This is a genomic window from Roseateles sp. T103 (assembly GCF_057219915.1).
The window spans coordinates 670,851-689,559 of the sequence record NZ_JBXVVS010000001.1; the positions used below are offsets into that span (position 1 = coordinate 670,851).

At 68.1% G+C, this 18,709-nt stretch carries 18 protein-coding genes and 1 tRNA gene; 13 read left to right on the plus strand and 6 right to left on the minus strand.

Translation table 11 applies throughout. The features are described from left to right. Positions 1-137 precede the first annotated feature (137 nt). The 8 genes from AC2EBS_RS02970 (at position 138) to AC2EBS_RS03005 (ending at position 9,836) form a co-directional block, all read left to right on the plus strand. The gene (locus tag AC2EBS_RS02970; RefSeq protein WP_484727551.1) at positions 138-2,366 is read left to right on the plus strand and encodes a DNA translocase FtsK; all 2,229 of its coding nucleotides are present in this window, start codon (positions 138-140) and stop codon (positions 2,364-2,366) included. Then, positions 2,359-2,970 (plus strand): outer membrane lipoprotein periplasmic chaperone LolA, encoded by a 612-nt coding sequence (lolA, locus tag AC2EBS_RS02975; RefSeq protein WP_484726885.1) that lies wholly within the window; start codon positions 2,359-2,361, stop codon positions 2,968-2,970. Before AC2EBS_RS02970 ends, lolA begins: the two co-directional genes overlap by 8 nt. Before the next feature lie 15 nt (positions 2,971-2,985). Continuing rightward, positions 2,986-4,698, plus strand: a complete 1,713-nt coding sequence (locus AC2EBS_RS02980) for a cation:proton antiporter domain-containing protein (protein ID WP_484726886.1) — start codon at positions 2,986-2,988, stop codon at positions 4,696-4,698. Further along, positions 4,695-6,074 carry a replication-associated recombination protein A gene (locus tag AC2EBS_RS02985; protein ID WP_484726887.1) on the plus strand — a complete coding sequence of 460 codons (1,380 nt, stop codon included), beginning with the start codon at positions 4,695-4,697 and terminating at the stop codon, positions 6,072-6,074. The genes AC2EBS_RS02980 and AC2EBS_RS02985 overlap by 4 nt, the downstream gene beginning before the upstream one ends. Before the next feature lie 189 nt (positions 6,075-6,263). Next, entirely contained in the window at positions 6,264-7,187 is a 924-nt protein-coding gene (locus AC2EBS_RS02990) for a branched-chain amino acid ABC transporter permease (RefSeq protein ID WP_484726888.1), read from the plus strand. Positions 7,188-7,205: 18 nt separating this feature from the next. Beyond that, entirely contained in the window at positions 7,206-8,294 is a 1,089-nt protein-coding gene (locus AC2EBS_RS02995; RefSeq protein ID WP_484726889.1) for an ABC transporter permease subunit, read from the plus strand. Positions 8,295-8,315: 21 nt separating this feature from the next. Next, complete coding sequence (locus tag AC2EBS_RS03000; protein ID WP_484726890.1) at positions 8,316-9,095, plus strand: ABC transporter ATP-binding protein; 780 nt, start codon at positions 8,316-8,318, stop codon at positions 9,093-9,095. Between the two features lie 15 nt (positions 9,096-9,110). Beyond that, complete coding sequence (locus AC2EBS_RS03005) at positions 9,111-9,836, plus strand: ABC transporter ATP-binding protein (protein WP_484726891.1); 726 nt, start codon at positions 9,111-9,113, stop codon at positions 9,834-9,836. Between the two features lie 66 nt (positions 9,837-9,902). On the opposite strand, the gene AC2EBS_RS03010 is transcribed toward AC2EBS_RS03005, so the two are convergent. The 3 genes from AC2EBS_RS03010 to AC2EBS_RS03020 all read right to left on the minus strand — a co-directional run bounded on the left by AC2EBS_RS03010 (position 9,903) and on the right by AC2EBS_RS03020 (position 13,025). Beyond that, the gene (locus AC2EBS_RS03010) at positions 9,903-11,021 is read right to left on the minus strand and encodes a Leu/Phe/Val dehydrogenase (protein ID WP_484726892.1); all 1,119 of its coding nucleotides are present in this window, start codon (positions 11,019-11,021) and stop codon (positions 9,903-9,905) included. 180 nt (positions 11,022-11,201) lie between these two features. Further along, positions 11,202-11,933, minus strand: coding sequence for a 2OG-Fe dioxygenase family protein (locus tag AC2EBS_RS03015; protein WP_484726893.1), 732 nt, complete (start codon positions 11,931-11,933; stop codon positions 11,202-11,204). A 54-nt stretch (positions 11,934-11,987) separates the two neighbouring features. Continuing rightward, positions 11,988-13,025: a CDP-6-deoxy-delta-3,4-glucoseen reductase gene (locus tag AC2EBS_RS03020; RefSeq protein WP_484726894.1), complete on the minus strand. Its 1,038-nt coding sequence runs from the start codon at positions 13,023-13,025 to the stop codon at positions 11,988-11,990. A 107-nt stretch (positions 13,026-13,132) separates the two neighbouring features. Between AC2EBS_RS03020 and AC2EBS_RS03025 the strand changes: the two genes are divergently transcribed. Further along, positions 13,133-14,029, plus strand: a complete 897-nt coding sequence (locus AC2EBS_RS03025; RefSeq protein WP_484726895.1) for an SDR family oxidoreductase — start codon at positions 13,133-13,135, stop codon at positions 14,027-14,029. A 9-nt stretch (positions 14,030-14,038) separates the two neighbouring features. Here AC2EBS_RS03025 and AC2EBS_RS03030 read toward each other — a convergent pair whose 3' ends face one another. Both AC2EBS_RS03030 and AC2EBS_RS03035 read right to left on the minus strand, forming a co-directional pair. Beyond that, positions 14,039-14,617 (minus strand): rhomboid family intramembrane serine protease, encoded by a 579-nt coding sequence (locus tag AC2EBS_RS03030; RefSeq protein WP_484726896.1) that lies wholly within the window; start codon positions 14,615-14,617, stop codon positions 14,039-14,041. 140 nt (positions 14,618-14,757) lie between these two features. Next, a tRNA-Leu gene (locus tag AC2EBS_RS03035) sits at positions 14,758-14,842 on the minus strand. An 80-nt stretch (positions 14,843-14,922) separates the two neighbouring features. Between AC2EBS_RS03035 and cysM the strand changes: the two genes are divergently transcribed. Genes cysM through AC2EBS_RS03050 form a run of 3 tightly spaced genes read left to right on the plus strand, consistent with a single transcriptional unit; the run spans position 14,923 to position 16,651 of the window. Further along, positions 14,923-15,843 carry a cysteine synthase CysM gene (gene cysM / locus AC2EBS_RS03040; RefSeq protein WP_484726897.1) on the plus strand — a complete coding sequence of 307 codons (921 nt, stop codon included), beginning with the start codon at positions 14,923-14,925 and terminating at the stop codon, positions 15,841-15,843. A 14-nt stretch (positions 15,844-15,857) separates the two neighbouring features. After that, positions 15,858-16,397: an NUDIX domain-containing protein gene (locus tag AC2EBS_RS03045; RefSeq protein WP_484726898.1), complete on the plus strand. Its 540-nt coding sequence runs from the start codon at positions 15,858-15,860 to the stop codon at positions 16,395-16,397. A 26-nt stretch (positions 16,398-16,423) separates the two neighbouring features. After that, complete coding sequence (locus AC2EBS_RS03050; protein WP_484726899.1) at positions 16,424-16,651, plus strand: sulfurtransferase TusA family protein; 228 nt, start codon at positions 16,424-16,426, stop codon at positions 16,649-16,651. A 67-nt stretch (positions 16,652-16,718) separates the two neighbouring features. Here AC2EBS_RS03050 and galU read toward each other — a convergent pair whose 3' ends face one another. Next, complete coding sequence (gene galU, locus AC2EBS_RS03055) at positions 16,719-17,594, minus strand: UTP--glucose-1-phosphate uridylyltransferase GalU (RefSeq protein WP_484726900.1); 876 nt, start codon at positions 17,592-17,594, stop codon at positions 16,719-16,721. An 80-nt stretch (positions 17,595-17,674) separates the two neighbouring features. On the opposite strand from galU, the gene AC2EBS_RS03060 reads away from it, so the two are divergent. Beyond that, on the plus strand, positions 17,675-18,655 hold the full coding sequence (locus tag AC2EBS_RS03060) for an NAD(P)-dependent oxidoreductase (protein ID WP_484726901.1): 981 nt from the start codon (positions 17,675-17,677) through the stop codon (positions 18,653-18,655). Positions 18,656-18,709: the final 54 nt, after the last annotated feature.

Here is an 18,709-nt window from a genome sequence, read left to right on the forward strand (position 1 = left end):
ATCGCGCCATGAGTTTTCCCCTGGGTTCCCTGTTGGGCGGCGACGAGGGCGCGCCCGGCGACAAGGTCTACAAGCGTCAGAAGCGACAGCAGGCTCCGGCCCCGGCCCGGCCGGCCGGCCGCGGCGCTTCGCCGCTGATGCTGCTGGTCGGCGGCCTGGTGTGGCTGCTGGCCGTGCTGGCGCTGCTCAGCCATAACGGCGGCGATGCTGCCTTCTCCGTCTCGGGTACGGGCGCGCCGACGCGCAATCTGGTCGGCAGCCTGGGTGCCTGGGTGTCCGACCTGCTGCTCTTCGGCTTCGGCTTCTCATCCTGGTGGCTGCTGCTGATCGGCCTGCGCATCTGGCTGGGCAGCCTGGCTTCGCTGTTGCGAGGTGGGGAATCAGGCGTCACACATCCCTCTCGCAGCCTGTGGTTGCTGGGCCTCGTGCTGCTGCTGGTGTCCAGCTGCGCGCTGGAATGGTCGCGCCTGTATGCGCTGGAATCCAGGCTGCCCGGCCATGCCGGTGGAGTGCTGGGCTACACGCTGGGCCCCTGGGGCATGCGCGTGCTGGGCTTCGCCGGCTCGGGCGTGGTGTGGATCGTCGGACTGCTGGTGGGCATGTCTCTGGCGCTGCGCTTTTCCTGGGTGCGCGTGGCCGAGCTGATCGGCAGCTGGATCGAAGGTCAGCGCGAACGCTTGCAGGAGCGTCGCGAGATCGCCGAGGACCAGCGTGCCGGCGAGCAGGCAGCGCTGGAGCGCGAGCAGGTGGTCGAGGTCGAGCGCCACGTTGTCGAGGAGCACAAGCCCATCGTCATCGAGGCGCCGGTGGTCGAGGTGCCGCAGTCCACTCGTGTGGCCAAGGAGCGCCAGAAGCCGCTGTTCAGCGAGCTGTCCGACACCAAGCTGCCGCAGGTCGACCTGCTCGATGCGGCGCCCGGTCGCGTCGAGACGGTGACGCCCGAATCGCTGGAAATGACCAGCCGCATGATCGAGAAGAAGCTGAAGGATTTCGGCGTCGAAGTGCGGGTGGTGGCGGCGTCGCCGGGCCCGGTGATCACGCGCTACGAGATCGAGCCGGCCACCGGCGTGAAGGGCTCGCAGATCGTCAACCTGGCCAAGGATCTGGCCCGCTCGCTGAGCTTGGTGTCGATCCGCGTCGTCGAGACCATCCCCGGCAAGAACTACATGGCGCTGGAGCTGCCGAACGCGCGGCGCCAGACCATCCGTCTGTCGGAGATCCTGGGCTCGCAGGTCTATGCCGACGCGTCGTCGATGCTGACCATGGGTCTGGGTAAGGACATCGTCGGTGCGCCGGTCGTCGCTGACCTGGCCAAGATGCCGCACTGCCTGGTCGCCGGCACCACCGGCTCGGGCAAGTCGGTGGGCATCAACGCGATGATCCTCTCGCTGCTCTACAAGGCCGAGGCGCGCGATGTGCGGCTGATCATGATCGACCCGAAGATGCTTGAGATGAGCGTCTACGAGGGCATCCCGCATCTGCTGTGCCCGGTGGTCACCGACATGAAGCAGGCCGCCAACGCGCTGAACTGGTGCGTGGGCGAGATGGAGCGGCGCTACAAGCTGATGTCCAAGCTGGGCGTGCGCAACCTGGCCGGCTACAACAAGAAGATCGACGAGGCCGCCGAGCGCGGCGAGAAGATAGCCAACCCCTTCAGCCTGACGCCCGAGCAGCCTGAGCCGCTGGAGCGCCTGCCGCATATCGTCGTCGTGATCGACGAACTGGCCGACCTGATGATGGTCGTCGGCAAGAAGATCGAGGAGCTGATCGCCCGTCTGGCGCAGAAGGCGCGTGCCGCCGGCATCCACCTGATCCTGGCCACGCAGCGACCCTCGGTGGACGTGATCACCGGCCTGATCAAGGCCAATATCCCAACGCGCATCGCCTTCCAGGTCAGCTCCAAGATCGACAGCCGCACCATCCTCGACCAGATGGGCGCCGAGGCGCTGCTGGGCATGGGCGACATGCTCTACATGGCCTCGGGCACCGGCCTGCCGGTGCGGGTGCACGGCGCGTTTGTGAGCGACGAGGAAGTGCACCGCGTCGTCGAGTACCTGAAGTCGCAGGGCGAGCCCAACTACATCGAGGGCATCCTCGAGGGCGGCGTGCTCGAAGGCGAGGGCGGCGGCGACGGCCTGCCCGGCCTGGTGGCTGGCGGCGACGGCGAATCCGACCCGATGTACGACCAGGCGGTGGCCATCGTGCTGCAGCACAAGCGCGCGTCGATCTCGCTGGTGCAGCGCCACCTGCGCATTGGCTACAACCGCGCTGCCCGCCTGCTGGAGCAGATGGAAAAGTCTGGCCTCGTGGGTGCCATGGCGACCAACGGCAGCCGTGAATTGATCGTCCCCAAACGCGATGAGTAAGCGTCTCTTGATCGGTGCGGCCCTGGTCGCTGCCATGGTGCCCGTCTGGGCCGATGCGGTGCAGACCCTGAAGGACTTCAGCCGCGAGGTGAAGAGTGGCCGCGCCGACTTCACCCAGACCGTCACCTCGCCGGACGGCAAGCGCAAGAAGACCTCCTCGGGCAGCTTCGAGTTCCAGCGCCCGAACCAGTTCCGCTTCGCCTACACCAAGCCCTTCGAGCAGCTGATCGTCGCCGACGGCAAGAAGGTGTGGATCTACGACCCCGATCTGCAGCAGGCCAGCTCGCGCCGGGTCGATCAGGCGCTGGGCGCCACGCCGGCAGCGCTGCTGGCAGGCGGCAATCTGGAGCGGGACTTCGCGCTCAAGGCGCTGGCCGACGAGCAGGGGCTGAGCTGGGTGCTGGCCACGCCTCGCCAGGCCGACAGCATGCTGCAGAGCCTGCGCATCGGCTTCAAGGGCCGGGAGCTCGCCGCGCTGGAGGTCGTCGACGGCTTCGGCCAGCGCTCGCTGCTGCAGTTCAGCGCCGTCGCTGCCAACGCGAGCATCGCGTCGGAGCGCTTCCGCTTCACGCTGCCGCCGGGTACCGACTTGGTCGAGCAGTAGCAGCAGGCCCGAGCGATGCCGCACGACGTCAGCCTGATCGCCACCATCGCCGCCGGTTTCGGGCTGGCGATCATCCTCGGCTACCTCGCGGCGCGCTTGCGCCTGCCGCCGCTGGTGGGCTATCTGGTGGCGGGCATCGCCATCGGCCCGGCCACGCCGGGCTTCGTGGCCGACGTCGGCCTGGCCGCTCAGCTGGCCGAGATCGGCGTGATGCTGCTGATGTTCGGTGTCGGACTTCACTTCTCGATGGCCGATCTGTTGGCCGTCAAGCGCATCGCCGTGCCTGGTGCCATCGTGCAAATCGGCGCGGCCACGTTGCTGGGCTTCGGTCTCGCGCAGGCCTGGGGCTGGGGTGTCGGTGGCTCGCTGGTCTTCGGCCTGGCGCTGTCGGTGGCCAGCACCGTGGTGCTGCTGCGGGCGCTGGAGGCACGCGGGCAGTTGTCCAGCGCCAATGGCTCTATCGCCGTGGGCTGGCTGGTGGTCGAGGATCTGGTGATGGTGATGGTGCTGGTGCTGCTGCCGCCGCTGGCCGGCCTGCTGGACCCCGACCGGGCCGCCGCAGGCGATGCCCAGGGCGGCATGCTGGCCGCCGTCGGCTGGACGCTGGCCAAGGTGGCGGCCTTCATCGCATCGATGCTGCTGGTCGGGCGCTGGCTGTTCCCGCGGCTGCTCTGGGCGGTGGCACGCACCGGCTCGCGCGAGCTGTTCACGCTGTGCGTCGTCGCCGTGGCAGTAGGCGTGGCCTTCGGTGCGGCCAAGCTCTTCGACGTGTCCTTCGCGCTGGGCGCATTCTTCGCCGGCATGATGATGCGCGAGTCCGAGTACGCGCACCGCGCCGCCGACGAATCGCTGCCGCTGCGCGATGCCTTCGCGGTGCTGTTCTTCGTCTCGGTGGGTATGCTCTTTGACCCACGGGTGCTCGTCGAAGAGCCGCTGCGCGTGCTGGCCGTCGTGGCCATCATCGTCGTCGGCAAAACGCTGGCGGCGATGGCCCTTGTGCTGCTGCTGCGCTATCCGCTCAATACCGCGCTCACCGTCGGCGCCAGCCTCGCGCAGATCGGTGAATTCAGCTTCATCCTTGCCGGCCTGGGCGTGGCGCTGGGCCTGTTGCCGACGCAGGGTCAGAGCCTGATCCTGGCTGGCGCACTGATCTCGATCGCGTTGAATACGGCGCTGTTCTCTGCGCTGGAGCCGCTGAAGGCCTGGATGCTGCGGCGCTCCGCCTGGGCTCGGCGCATGGAGCAGCGCGACGACCCGCTCGCCGAGCTGCCTGCCGAGACGGCCGCCACGCATCTGCAGGGTCAGGTGGTGCTGGTGGGCTGGGGCCGGGTCGGCCGTCGCATCGGCGAGCAGCTGCGCGCCCAGGCGCTGCCCTTCGTGGTGGCCGAGCAGCAGCGCGAGCTGGTCGAGGACCTGCGCGCCCAGGGCCAGGCCGCGGTGCTGGGCGATGCCAGCGAGGCGGCGGTACTGATCCAGGCACACATCGCTCGTGCGGCGCTGCTGGTCGTTGCTGGGGGCGACAGCCTGCAGGCGCGCCGCATGGTCGAGGTGGCGCGCGCGCTCAATCCCGATGTGCAGGTGCTGCTGCGCGCTGCCAGCGAGGACGAGGCGGCCTTGCTCAGCGCCGAGGGGCTGGGCGAGGTCTTCGTCGCCGAGCGCAGCTTGGCGGACCAGCTGGGTCTGGCGGCCGTCGCTCGCGCGAAGGGCGCTGCGACAATGGCGCGATGAGCGCAGAGTCCTCCGCATCGCTGTTTCCTGACCTGCCCGAAGAAGCGGCCGCGCCGCGCAAGCCGGCCACGGCAGGCTTGCCACCGCACCAGCCTCTGGCCGAGCGACTGCGCCCGCACACGCTGGACGAGGTGATCGGCCAGCGCCATCTGCTCGGGCCGGGCATGCCCTTGCGCACTGCCTTCGACGCGGGCCGGCTGCATTCGATGATCCTCTGGGGCCCGCCCGGCGTCGGCAAGACCACGCTGGCGCGGCTGATGGCCCATGCCTTCGATGCGCAGTTCATCGCCATCTCGGCGGTGCTCGGCGGCGTCAAGGACATCCGCGAGGCGGTGGAGCGCGCCGAGGCCGTCGCCCGGCAGGGACGCCGCACCGTGGTCTTCGTCGACGAGGTGCATCGCTTCAACAAGGCACAGCAGGACGCCTTCCTGCCGCATGTCGAATCGGGCCTGTTCACCTTCATCGGTGCGACCACCGAGAACCCGTCCTTCGAGGTCAACTCGGCGCTGCTCTCGCGAGCCACCGTCCATGTGCTCAAGTCGCTGGACAAGGACGATCTGCTTGCATTGATCGAGCGCGGTCGGCAGACCTTGAACGGTCCGCCGTTCACTGCGGCGGCCGCCGAACGGCTGGCCGTCTATGCGGACGGCGATGCGCGCCGCCTGCTCAATGCCGTCGAGGCGGTGCTGAGCATGTCGCCGAAGGGGGCGACACAGATCGACGAGGCCCTGCTCGAGCGCACCCTTGGCGAGCAGCTGCGCCGCTACGACAAGGGCGGCGAGCAGTTCTACGACGTGATCTCGGCGCTGCACAAATCGGTGCGCGGGTCGGACCCGGACGCCGCGCTGTACTGGTTCGTGCGCATGCTCGACGGCGGCGTGGACGCGCGCTACATCGCGCGCCGGCTGATCCGCATGGCCAGCGAGGACATCGGTCTGGCCGACCCGCGCGCGCTGCGCCTGACACTGGACGCTGCCGAGACCTACGAGCGCCTGGGCTCACCCGAGGGCGAGCTGACGCTGGCGCAGGCGGTGGTCTATCTGGCCGTGGCGCCCAAGTCCAATGCCGTCTACAGCGCCTACAAGGCTGCGCGCGCGCTGGTGAAGCAGGACCAGAGCCGGCCGGTGCCGCTGCACCTGCGCAATGCGCCGACCCAGCTGATGAAGGGCCTGGGCTACGGCCGCGAATACCGCTACGCGCACGACTACGAGGGCGGATTCGTGCCCGGCGAGCAGTACCTGCCCGACGGGCTGGAGGGCACGCGCTTCTACGAGCCGGTGCCGCGCGGTCTGGAGCTGCGCATCGGCGAAAAGCTGCAGCAGCTGCGTGCGCTGAACAGCGCCGCGGCGGATGGGACAGACGCCGCTGGCGACTGAGCCGCTGCGTCGTCACAAGGGTGTAATCCCGACCGGGAGCAGCCTGCCGCGCCCCTACAATCCGGGCCGCTTGCCAGGTCGCCACGCCGGAGCCGTGACGGGCCGGGCATCTTTCTTGCTGCAGGTACGCATCTGCATTCTCACCGGTGAGCGGGGCTCGCGCCCGTCCACCGGACCGGAGCCTTCGGTATGGAAACCCTTGTTCAACAAATCATCAACGGCCTGGTGCTGGGCAGCATGTATGCCCTGGTCGCGCTGGGCTACACGATGGTGTACGGCATCATCAACCTGATCAACTTCGCGCATGGCGAGGTGCTGATGGTCGGCGCCCTGGTCAGCTGGACGGTGGTCACCGTGCTGGCCGGCAGCGGTCTGCCCGGCTGGGCGCTGATGCTGGTGGCGCTGGCCTGCGCGGTGGTGGTTTGCGCGGTGCTGAACTTCAGCATCGAGAAGATCGCCTACCGGCCGCTGCGCAATGCGCCGCGCCTGGCGCCGCTGATCACCGCGATGGGCGTGTCGCTGCTGCTGCAGACGCTGGCGATGATCATCTGGAAGCCCAATCCCAAGCCCTTCCCGCTGCTGCTGCCCACCGACCCGATCGACCTGGGCGGTCCGGTGATCACCGTGACGCAGGTGCTGATCCTTGCCGTGACGGCTGTGGTGCTGGCGGCGCTGCTCTGGCTGGTGAACCACACCAAGCTCGGCCGCGCGATGCGCGCCACCGCCGAGAACCCGCGCGTGGCCGGCCTGATGGGTGTGAAGCCCGACTTCATCATCTCGGCCACCTTCGTGATCGGCGCGATGCTGGCCGCCGTGGCCGGTCTGATGTGGGCGGCCAATTACGGCACGGTGCAGCACTCGATGGGCTTCATGCCGGGGCTCAAGGCCTTCACAGCGGCCGTGCTCGGCGGCATCGGCAATCTGGCCGGCGCCGTGGTCGGCGCGCTGCTGCTGGGTCTGATCGAGGCCATCGGTGCGGGCTACCTGGGTGACCTGACCGGTGGCGTGCTGGGCAGCCACTACGCCGACATCTTCGCCTTCGTTGCGCTGATCCTCGTGCTGACGCTGCGGCCTTCGGGCCTGCTCGGCGAACGCGTCGCGGATCGTGCCTGAGCGGGAGGAGACGACATCATGAACTCCAACAGCAACAAGATCTTCGTTTTCCTCGCTGCCGCCATCGGCCTGCTGGTCGTTCCGCTGATCGCGCAGCAGTTCGGCAACGGTCCGGTGCGCATCATCGACCTGGCGCTGCTCTACGTGATGCTGGCGCTGGGCCTGAACATCGTGGTCGGCTACGCCGGCCTGCTGGACCTGGGCTATGTGGCCTTCTACGCGGTCGGCTCCTACATGTTCGCGCTGCTCGCCAGTCCGCACCTCAGCGAGAACTTCGAATGGTTCAAGGCGGCCTTCCCGGATGGCCTGCACTCGCCGCTGTGGATCGTGATTCCGCTGGGCGCCGGCCTGGCGGCCATCGCGGGCGCGGTGCTCGGCGCGCCGACCTTGAAGCTGCGCGGCGACTACCTGGCCATCGTCACGCTGGGCTTCGGCGAGATCATCCGCGTGTTCCTGAACAATATGGAGCACCCGGTCAACATCACCAACGGACCGCGCGGCATCGGCCAGATCGATGCGATCCACTTCTTCGGACTGGACCTGGGCAAGGGGCTGGAGATCTTCGGCTTCAGGCTGCCCAGCGTGACGCTCTACTACTACCTGTTCCTGGCCCTGGTCGTGGCCTCGGTGCTGATCTGCTACCGGCTGGAGACCTCGCGCATCGGCCGTGCCTGGATGGCGATCCGCGAGGACGAGATCGCTGCCAAGGCCATGGGCATCAACACCCGCAACATGAAGCTGCTGGCTTTCGGCATGGGTGCCACCTTCGGAGGCGTGGCGGGCTCGATGTTCGCGGCCTTCCAGGGCTTCGTCTCGCCGGAGTCCTTCTCGCTGCAGGAGTCGGTGATGATCGTCGCGATGGTGGTGCTGGGCGGCATCGGTCACATCCCCGGCGTGATCCTCGGTGCGCTGCTGCTGGCGGCGCTGCCGGAAGTGCTGCGCTACGTCGCTGGCCCGCTGCAGCAGATGACGGACGGACGTCTGGACGCGGCGATCCTGCGCCAGCTGCTGGTCGCGCTGGCGATGATCGTCGTGATGCTGCTGCGTCCGCGCGGCCTGTGGCCGGCGCCGGAGCATGGCAAGGCCGCGCCGCGCAAGCAGCAGTAAACGGGCGCGAGGACACACAACATGGGCAACAACATCGTTCTCAAAGTCAGCGGCGTTTCCAAGCGCTTCGGCGGTCTTCAGGCGCTTTCAGACGTCGGCATCCAGATCGACGCCGGCCAGGTCTATGGCCTGATCGGCCCCAACGGTGCTGGCAAGACGACTTTCTTCAACGTCATCACCGGCCTGTACACGCCGGACTCGGGCAGCTTCGAGCTCGGCGGTGCGCCGTACACGCCGCAGGCGGTGCATCAGGTCGCCAAAGCGGGCATCGCGCGCACCTTCCAGAACATCCGCCTGTTCGCCGAGATGACCGCGTTGGAAAACGTGATGGTCGGTCGCCATGTGCGCACCCACTCGGGCCTGTTCGGCGCGGTGTTCCGCAGTGCTGGCTTCAAGGCCGAGGAGAAGGCCATTGCCGAGCGGGCCCGCGAGCTGCTGGACTATGTGGGCATCGGCAAGTACGCCGACTTCAAGGCGCGCACGCTCAGCTACGGCGACCAGCGTCGTCTGGAGATCGCCCGCGCGCTGGCCACCGATCCCAAGCTGATCGCGCTGGACGAGCCGGCCGCCGGCATGAACGCCACCGAGAAGGTGGTGCTGCGCGAGCTGATCGACCGCATCCGCAAGGACGGCCGCACCATCCTGCTGATCGAGCATGACGTGAAGCTGGTGATGGGCCTGTGCGACCGCGTGACCGTGCTGGACTACGGCAAGCAGATCGCCGAAGGCACGCCTGCCGAAGTGCAGAGGAACGAGAAGGTGATCGAGGCCTACCTCGGCGCCGGACACGCGGCGCATTGAACAGGAAGCACGGCAATGGCAGATAGCAAGAACGTCCTGCTCAAGATCAGCGGGTTGAAGGTGGCCTATGGCGGCATCCAGGCCGTCAAGGGCGTGGATTTCGAGGTGTGCCAGGGCGAGCTGGTCAGCTTGATCGGGGCCAACGGCGCAGGCAAGACCACCACGCTCAAGGCCGTCACCGGCCTGCAGCCGGTGGCTGACGGCGACATCCAGTTCATGGGCCGCAGCATCAAGGGCCAGGGCTCCTGGGACCTGGTCAAGCAGGGCCTGGTGATGGTGCCCGAGGGGCGCGGCACCTTCACCCGCATGACCATCACCGAGAACCTGCAGATGGGCGCCTATGTGCGCAACGACAAGGCAGAGATTGCTGCCGACATCGAAAAGGTCTTCACGATCTTTCCGCGCCTGAAGGAGCGTCGCAACCAGCTGGCCGGCACGATGAGCGGCGGCGAGCAGCAGATGCTGGCGATGGGGCGTGCGCTGATGGCCCGTCCCAAGGTGCTGCTGCTCGACGAGCCCAGCATGGGCCTGTCGCCGATCATGGTGGACAAGATCTTCGAGGTCGTGAACGACATCCACGGCCAGGGCGTGACCATCCTGCTGGTCGAGCAGAATGCCTCGCGCGCGCTGGGCCTGGCCAATCGCGGCTACGTGATGGACTCGGGCGAGATCACGATGAGCGGTGAGGCCAAGCAGCTGCTCAACGACCCCAAGGTGCGCGCTGCCTACCTGGGCGAGTGAGCGCCAGCGGCAGCGCACTGTTGCGCGCCTGGCGGGCCGACAGAGGCCCGCCAGCCCTGACGCGACTCAGGCCGGCTTGACCAGCTTGGCCTGCGCCCATTGGTCAGCGGCGCGGGCCGGGGTCAGTCCCGACGCGCGCGAGCGCTCCAGCAATTCGGCCACGCGCTCGCCGATGCGCGCGACTTCGGCCATCACCGCCGACTCCTCGCCCTCGCCGCGATGCTCGCGGGCGACCGAGATGATGCCGCCCGCGTTGACCAGGTAGTCGGGCAGGTAGCAGATGCCGCGCTGCTGCAGCGCGTCGCCGTCGGCCGGCGTGGCCAGCTGGTTGTTGGCGGCGCCGGCGATCAGGGGTGCGCGGATCTGCGGCACGCTTTGCGCATTCAGTGCGGCACCCAGGGCGCAGGGGGCCAGCACATCGCAGTCGGCCGCAACGATCTGCTGCGGATCGAGCACCTGCGCGCCGAATTCGGCCTGGGCCCGTGCGAGCTTGGCCGCATCGATGTCTGCGACCTGAAGTCGGGCGCCGCTGCGGTGCAGGAGCTCGGCCAGATGCCAGCCGACCGCGCCCAGCCCCTGGATCGCCACACGCACGCCGTCCAGCGAACTGCGGCCCAGCACACGTCGCACGCCCTCGACGATGGCCACGAACACGCCGTAGGCCGTCTTGGGGCTGGGGTCGCCGCCGAAGGCGCCGTCGCGCGGGATGCCGGAGACATGGCGGGTCAGGGCTTGCATGCCGCGCATGTCAGCGGTGGTGGTGCCCACGTCCTCGGCGGTGATGTAGGCACCGTCCAGCGACTCCACGGCGCGAGCGAAGGCGGCGAAGAGGGCGGCGCGATCGAAGTCGCCGGCCGGCTTGATGATCACGGCCTTGCCGCCGCCGAAGGGCAGGTCGGCGAGGGCATTCTTCAGGCTCATGCCCTGCGACAGGCGCAGCGCGTCGTTCAGCGCCGCGAGCTCGCTGTCGTAGCGCCACAGCCGGCAGCCGCCGAAGGCAGGGCCGCGCGCGGTGCTGTGCAGCGCGATGATGGCCTTCAGGCCGGTCTGCGCGTCGGCCGCCAGCAGCACGCGCTCATGCGGGGCTTGGTCGGGCAGACCGAAGAGGGAGGAGGGGAGGGTGGCGGCGGCTGCGCCGTCTGCGCCGGCGAGGGCGCGGGAGAGGTCTGAACTGATGGCGTTCATGGGGATGCACTCGTGATGCCTGAGCTGGAAAAGCCCGCGGGCCAGCGATCGGCTGACCCGCGGCGTGAGTGGCCGCCGGCTTGTGGCCGGCTGGCGCCACGGCAGTGTAGAGGCCCGAGACAGGCTGCCGGGCAAGCGCTTGTGCATGGGCCGATGCCATCCCGGCATCAGCGCCGGCACTCAGGCGGCGGGATCCTGAAAGCCGTGGCGGCGCAGCGTCACCACCAGGGTGTCGCGCCAGCCGTGAGGACCGACGGGCTGGATAGGCGTGGTCTCGTGGATCATGCGCTCGTCGTCGAGCAGCAGCAGGGTCCAGGGCTCGCTCATCGTGAAGCGCTGGCCCTGCGGGCCCTGGGCTTCGAAGATACGCGACTCGCCGCCCTTGATGCCCTGCCGGCCGACCAGGAAGACCGCAACGAAATCGACCCCGTCGCGGTGGGCGCCCTCGGGGGTGGGGCGGCCGATGCCATCGCTGGTGTCGATGCGGAACTGGTGCGCCTCGATGAACCAGGGCTGCTCGCCCTTCAGGTGCGAGGCGATACGGGCCAGCCCGAGCAGCAGCTTGCGCCAGCCGGGCTGCGCGTGCGTCTGCTCGTGCACCGGTTCGAACCAGCGCTCCAGGCCGCCGTGCAGCGCGTTGTAGTCCAGCGGCTGCCAGTGCGCGCGATGCGGCACGAGGGTCAGACTGTCGCCCTCGGCGACCAGGCTGGCATGGCGGCGGAAGCGGTAGCGGCCGCCATCGCGCAGGTACTTGTCAGGGGGCAGGTCTTGCCAGCTGGGTACCAGCGCAGCGAGTTCGGCGGCATCGACGCCGAACAGCGCACCCAGCGTTGCCGGCGCAACGACGGCATGTCCTTGCGTACGCAACTGGGGCTCGAGCTGATCAGCCGTGACATAGGGCGGCGCGAACATCAGCGTGCTCCGGGATGCCTGTGGCTGCGACTTGCGCCGCAGGCATGGCCGCTTTCAGTTGCCATGCTTGTCGGCTTCCGAGGTGAAGGCGTCGGCATAGAACTCGTCTGCTGGCAGCTTGCAGTTCGCGACGAAATCGCGCTGTGCCGACGCCACCATCACCGGTGCGCCGCAGGCATAGACCTGATGGCCGCTGAGGTCGGGGAGGTCGGCCATCACCGCCTGATGGACGAAGCCGGTGCGGCCGGTCCAGCCATCCTCGGGTCTGGGCTCGGACAGCACCGGCACATAGCGCAGATGCGGCATGCCCGCGGCCGTCTGCAGCGCCCAGTCGTGCAGATAGAGGTCGGCCTTGCTGCGGCAGCCCCAGTAGAGCACGACGGGGCGGCTGGAGCCTAGGTGCTGCAGCTGCTCGACGATGGCCTTGATCGGCGCGAAGCCAGTGCCGCTGGCCAGCAGCACGATGGGCTTGTCGCTGTCCTCGCGCAGGAAGAAGCTGCCGAACGGCCCTTCCATGCGCAGGATGTCCTTTTCCTTCATCGCGCCGAACACATGGTCGGTGAACTTGCCACCGGGCATGTGGCGGATGTGCAGTTCGATGGATGGCGGCGTGCCGACCTTGTGCGGCGCATTGGCCATGCTGTAGCTGCGCCGCGCGCCGTCGCGCAGGATGAATTCGACGTACTGGCCGGCGCGGTACTGGAAGTTCTGGTTGGCCGGCAGTTGCAGGCGGAGCACCGCGACATCGGCCGCAGGCCGGCTCATGCTCAGCACCCGGGTGGGCAGCTTGAGCACCGGAAACTCGCCGGCGCCAGGCACGGTGCGGGCCTCCAGCACGCAGTCGGTCTGCGGCGTCGCGCAGCAGGTCAGCACCAGGCCGGCGTTCTCTTCGTCGATCGACAGCGCCTTGGCCTGGTGCGCACCGTGGATCACGCGACCCTCGAGCAGCTTGCTCTTGCAGGAGCCGCAGGCGCCGTCCTTGCAGCCGTAGGGCAGGCCGATGCCCTGGCGGATCGCGGCGCTGAGCAGGGTTTCGTCACGTTCGACTTCGAAGACACGGCCGCTGGGCTGGACGGTGACCTGGAAATTCATGATGGCAGGGGAAGGGCGGGTTCTGTTCGGGGGAGAAAAGGCACGGCCCGCCCGGCTGGACCGGCGGGCCGTACACTCGGCGGCCATTTTGCCTGAGCCCTTGCGCCATGCCTGTTGTCACCGCTCAATCCCTGCGCCGCCCGCGGCTCTTGATCGTCGGCTGCGGCGATGTGGGCCTGCGTGTGGCCAAGCTGCTGCGCAAACGCTGGCAGCTGCTGGCATTGACGTCGAGCCCGCAGCGCGTGGCCGAGCTGCGCGCCGCGGGCGTGCGGCCCTTGCTGGGCAACCTCGACGAGCCCGCCACGCTGGGCCGGCTGGCCGGGCTGGCCGATGCGGTGCTGCATCTGGCGCCGCCGCCGGGACAGGGTACCGAGGATCCGCGCACGCTGAACCTGCTGCGCGCGCTGGCACGCAGCAGTCGGCCGACGCGTCTGGTCTATGCCAGCACCACCGGCGTCTATGGCGATTGCGGTGGCGCGCGTTTCGACGAGACGCGGCCGGTCTCGCCGGCCACCGATCGAGCGCGACGCCGTGTCGACGCCGAGCAGCGGCTGCGCTGGTTCGGTGCGGTGTTCGGCGTGCGTGTCACGCTGCTACGCGTGCCGGGCATCTATGCCGGCGACCGTGCCGGCGGGCATCCGCGCGAGCGGCTGGCGCGCGGCAGCCCGGTGCTGGCGCGCGAGGACGATGTCTACACCAACCACATCCACGCCGACGATCTGGCGCGTGCCTGCGTCGGGGCGCTGCACCGCGGTCTGCCGCAGCGGGCGGTGCATGTCTGCGACGACGGCGAGATGCTGATGGGCGACTACTTCGATCTGGCTGCCGATCTGTGCGGCCTGCCGCGCCCCGAGCGCATTGCGCGTGCGCAAGCGGCGGAGCGCTTCAGCGCGATGCAGCTCAGCTTCCTGAGCGAATCGCGACGGCTGATCAACGGCCGCTTGAAGCGGGAGTTGCGGCTGAGGCTGCGCTATCCCAATCCTGAGACGGGGCTGCTCGCCTAGCGGCGAGGCTCAGCGGCGCCGGCTGGAGCGCCAGTAGCGGATCATCAGATAGGCGCCCAGCATGCCGCCCAGGTGGGCGAAGTGCGCGATGCCGGCGCCGCCGCTGATGCCCATCAGCAGCTCCAGCGTGCCGAACAGTGCGACGAAGTACTTGGCCTTCATCGGGATCGGCGGGAACAGCGGCATGATCACGCGGTCCGGGAAGATCATCGCGAAGGACAGCAGCAGACCGAAGATCGCTCCCGAGGCGCCGACCGTCGGTGCCATCGAGCCGATCATCAAGGTGAAGACTTGCTGCAGCACCGCTGCTGCCAGCACGCTGGCCAGCAGCAGTTGGAGGTAGCGCTTGGAGCCCCAGACGCGCTCCAGCTCCGAGCCGAACATCCACAGGCCCAGCATGTTGAAGAACAGGTGCAGTATGTCGCCATGCAGGAAGGCATAGCTCAGGGGTTGCCAGGGCAGAAAGCCGCCGGAGCTGATGGGCCAGAGTGCGAACCAGGGCTTGAAGCCAGGGAAGAGCACGAAGGCGCAGAAGATGCCGACACAGGCCAGCATGAAGGCTTTGGTGACCGGGGGGAGCTGGGGCATGGTGGTGGAGTGAGCTGATGGCTCCGGACCTGGGAGTTGCAGGCAAGTGTATGCGTGCGGCTGGGTCAACAAAAAAGCCGCAGGTTGCCATAGACAACGTGCGGCTTGCATCGCGGATTCAACCAAAGCTCTACCCAAGCTGGTGCCCAGGGCCGGACTCGAACCGGCACACCTTGCGGCGGGGGATTTTGAGTCCCCTGCGTCTACCGATTTCGCCACCTGGGCCGCTACGGCAGAGCATCTGGCTGCTGCGAGGGCGCGATTATGCCATGTGAGTTCTTGCGCTCGCTGCGACAATGCGCGGCATGACGACGCAAGCTGAACAGACCCGCTATCCGACGCTCGAAGACGTGATCGGCAACACGCCGCTGGTGCGGCTGCAGCGCCTGGGCGCCGAGGCCGCGGCGCGCGGCAATGTGATCCTGGCCAAGCTGGAGGGCAACAACCCGGCCGGCTCGGTGAAGGACAGGCCGGCGATCAGCATGATCCGGCGTGCCGAGGAGCGCGGTGAGATCAAGCCCGGCGACACCTTGATCGAGGCGACCTCCGGCAATACCGGCATCGCGCTGGCGATGGCTGCGGCAATCCGTGGCTATCGCATGGTGCTGATCATGCCGGAGGACCTGTCGATCGAGCGGGCGCAGACCATGAAGGCCTATGGCGCCGAACTGATCCTGACGCCGCGCTCCGGCGGTATGGAGTACGCCCGCGATCTGGCCGAGCAGATGGTGCGCGAGGGCAAGGGCCGGGTGCTCGATCAGTTCGCCAATGCCGACAACCCGCGCGTCCACTATGAGAGCACCGGGCCGGAGATCTGGCGCGACACCGGCGGCCGCATCACCCATTTCGTCAGCGCGATGGGGACGACCGGCACGATCACCGGCACCGGCCGTTTCCTCAAGGAGCAGAGCGCCGACGTGCGCATCGTCGGCGCGCAGCCGGCCGAAGGCTCACGCATCCCTGGCATTCGCAAGTGGCCCGAGGCCTACCTGCCCAAGATCTACGACGCCAGCGTGGTGGACGAGTTGGTGCTGGTGTCGCAGACCGATGCCGAGGACATGGCTCGCACGCTGGCGCGCGAAGAGGGCCTGTTTGCTGGCATCTCTGCCGCCGGCGCCTGCTGGGTGGCGCTGCAGCTGGCGCGCACGCTGTCCAACGCCACCATCGTCTTCGTGGTCTGCGACCGCGGCGATCGCTATCTCTCGACCGGCGTCTTTCCGGCCTGAGTAAGGTCGCGGCGATGCTGCCCTCGCCCTATCGGTACTGCCCGTCCTGCGCCAGCGAGCTTGCCTGGCTGGAGCAGGACGAGGACGGCGGTCGCAAGACCCGGCTGCGCTGCGCTGCCTGCGGCTTCACGCACTGGAACAACCCGACGCCGGTGCTGGCTGCGGTGGTCGAATGCGTGGACCGCGAGGGGCAGGTCTTGCTGGCACGCAATGCAGCCTGGGGCGGGCGCTTCTTCGGCCTGATCACCGGCTTCATGGAAGCGGGCGAATCGCCAGAGGAAGGCGTTGCGCGCGAAGTGAACGGGGAAACGGCGCTGCAGGTCGAATCGCTGGACTTGCTCGGCGTCTGGGACTTCCAGCGCATGAACCAGGTCATCATCGCCTATGGAGTGAAGGCGCGTGGCGAGATCCATCTTTCACCAGAGCTGGCCGAGTACAAGCTCTTCGCGCCGGAGCGCCTGCGCTGCTGGCACGCCGGTACCGGCTTGGCGCTGGCTCGCTGGTTGCGCCTGCGCGGCATTGAGCCACAGTGGCTGGAGCCCAGCCAACCTTAGAATGGCGACATCAGAAGGACCGAGACATGAACATTGACAAGGAACTCGATACGCGCGGCCTGAACTGCCCGCTGCCCATCCTCAAGGCGAAGAAGGCCCTGGCAGAGATGGAGAGCGGTCAGTTGCTCAGAGTCGTGGCCACCGATCCGGGTTCGATGCGCGACTTCCAGGCCTTCGCGCGCCAGACCGGCAACGAACTGGTCGAGCAGAGCCAGAAGGGCGACGACATCGTCCACGTGCTCAAACGCCGCTGAGAGGCAGCGTCCAGAACGAGCAAGCCGCGCCCAGGCGCGGCTTTTCTTCGTCCGCTGGGCTGTCGCTTCAGAGTTCGAGGCTGCGCAGGTAGTCGCGGAAGCCCGGGCCCAGCTGGGGGTGCGCCAGTGCCAGTTCCACATTGGCCTGCAGGAAGCCTTCCTTGCTGCCGCAGTCGTAGCGCTTGCCCTCGTAGCGGTAGGCAAACACCTTCTCGCGGCGCAGCAGGCCGGCGATGCCGTCGGTCAGCTGAATCTCGCCGCCGACGCCACGCGGCTGGCTGGCGATTTCGTGGAACACGCCGGGGGTCAGGATGTAGCGGCCGGCCACGCCCAGACGAGAGGGCGCCACTTCAGGCGCAGGCTTTTCGACGATGCGGCTGACGTCCAGCAGGTGATCGTTGACCGGCGTGCCGGCGACGATGCCGTAGCGGCGCGTGTGCTCGGGCGGCACTTCTTGCACCGCCAGGATGGAGGCACGCCATTCGGCGAACTGCTCGACCATCTGCTTGAGCACCGGCGCGCCATTCTCGGGTCCGACCATCAGGTCGTCGGCCAGCAGCACGGCGAAGGGTTCATTGCCGACCAGGCGCTGCGCGCACATCACCGCATGGCCCAGCCCCAGGGCCTGGGCCTGGCGTACGTAGATGCACTCCATGTCGGCGGGCTTGACCGAACGCACCACGTCCAGCAGCTCTTGCTTACCCGCCTGTTCGAGGGCTAGTTCCAGCTCGAAGGTCATGTCAAAGTGATCCTCGATCGGCCGCTTGTGCCGGCCGGTGACGAAGATCATTTCCCGCACGCCGGCGGCATAGGCTTCCTCGACGGCATACTGGATCAGCGGCTTGTCGACCACCGGCAGCATTTCCTTGGGCTGGGCCTTGGTGGCCGGCAGGAAGCGCGTGCCGAGACCGGCAACGGGGAAGATCGCTTTGCTGACTTTCATGTCCGTACACTTGTTTGGTTTGGCCGCAGTGATTGTGCCTGCGGAAGATGACGCCTGATGAGGGCAAACTGCGCTGTTTCATGAGCTTGTTGATCGTCGAGCCACTGGAAGCCGAGGTGATGCAATGGCTGGCCGAACGCCATGCCGTGCGCTTTGCGCCTGAGCTGGCGCTGGACGGTCAGGCCTTGCGCGAGGCGCTCTATCAGGTCCAGGGTCTGATCGTGCCGCCCACCGTGGCGGTGGATGCGAGCCTGTTGCGCAGCGCGCCGCGCCTGCGCGTGCTCGGCCGCATGAGTGCCGGGGTCGAAAACATCGATATGGAGGCCTGCCGCGCCGCTCGGGTCGAGGTGGTACGCAGCCTCAGTGCAACGGCCAATGCCGAGGCCGAATTCATCGTCGGCGCGCTGCTCGCCTTGCTGCGTCGTGTGCCGGTGCAGGCCAGCGATGGTTTGCTGGTCGGTCGTGAGCTGGGCTGCGCGACGATAGGCCTGATCGGCATGAGCCCGGCAGCACGCATGCTGGCGCAGCTGCTGCCGGCCTTCGGTACTCGCGTGATCGGCTACGACCCCAGCCTGCACCACACCGAGGCACTGTGGGCGCAGTGGGGCATCGAACCGGTGTCGCTGCGCGAGCTGATGGAGCACAGCGACGGTATCAGCGTGCAACTGGCCTATTTCCAGCGCTATCGCGGCCTGATCGGCGATCGCGTCCTGAGCTTCGCCAAGGCCAACCAGGTGCTGGTCAGCATCGCGCACTCGGCGCTGTTCGACGAGCAGGCACTGGCCGATGCGATCGCCAGCGGCCGCATCCTCGCCGCCTGGTTCGACAGCCTGGAGCCCGGCATGCTCGATCCAGGCCGGCCGCTGGCAGGACTGGAGGCGCTGCAGGTGACGCCGCGCCTGGCCAGCACCACGCGCGAATCGCGCGTGCGCGCGGCCTGGGGCGTGGCGCGGCGCATGGACGAGCTGCTTGCTGCGCTGCCGACCACGCAGGCCGGCGACTTCCGGCCCACCGCGCCTGCCGAGCTGCCGGAGCCCTCTGGCGCCCGGCGCTGGCGCTGAACCGCCCGATTCAGGCGGCCTGCAGTGCTTGCGGCTGTGCACGCAGGCGCATCA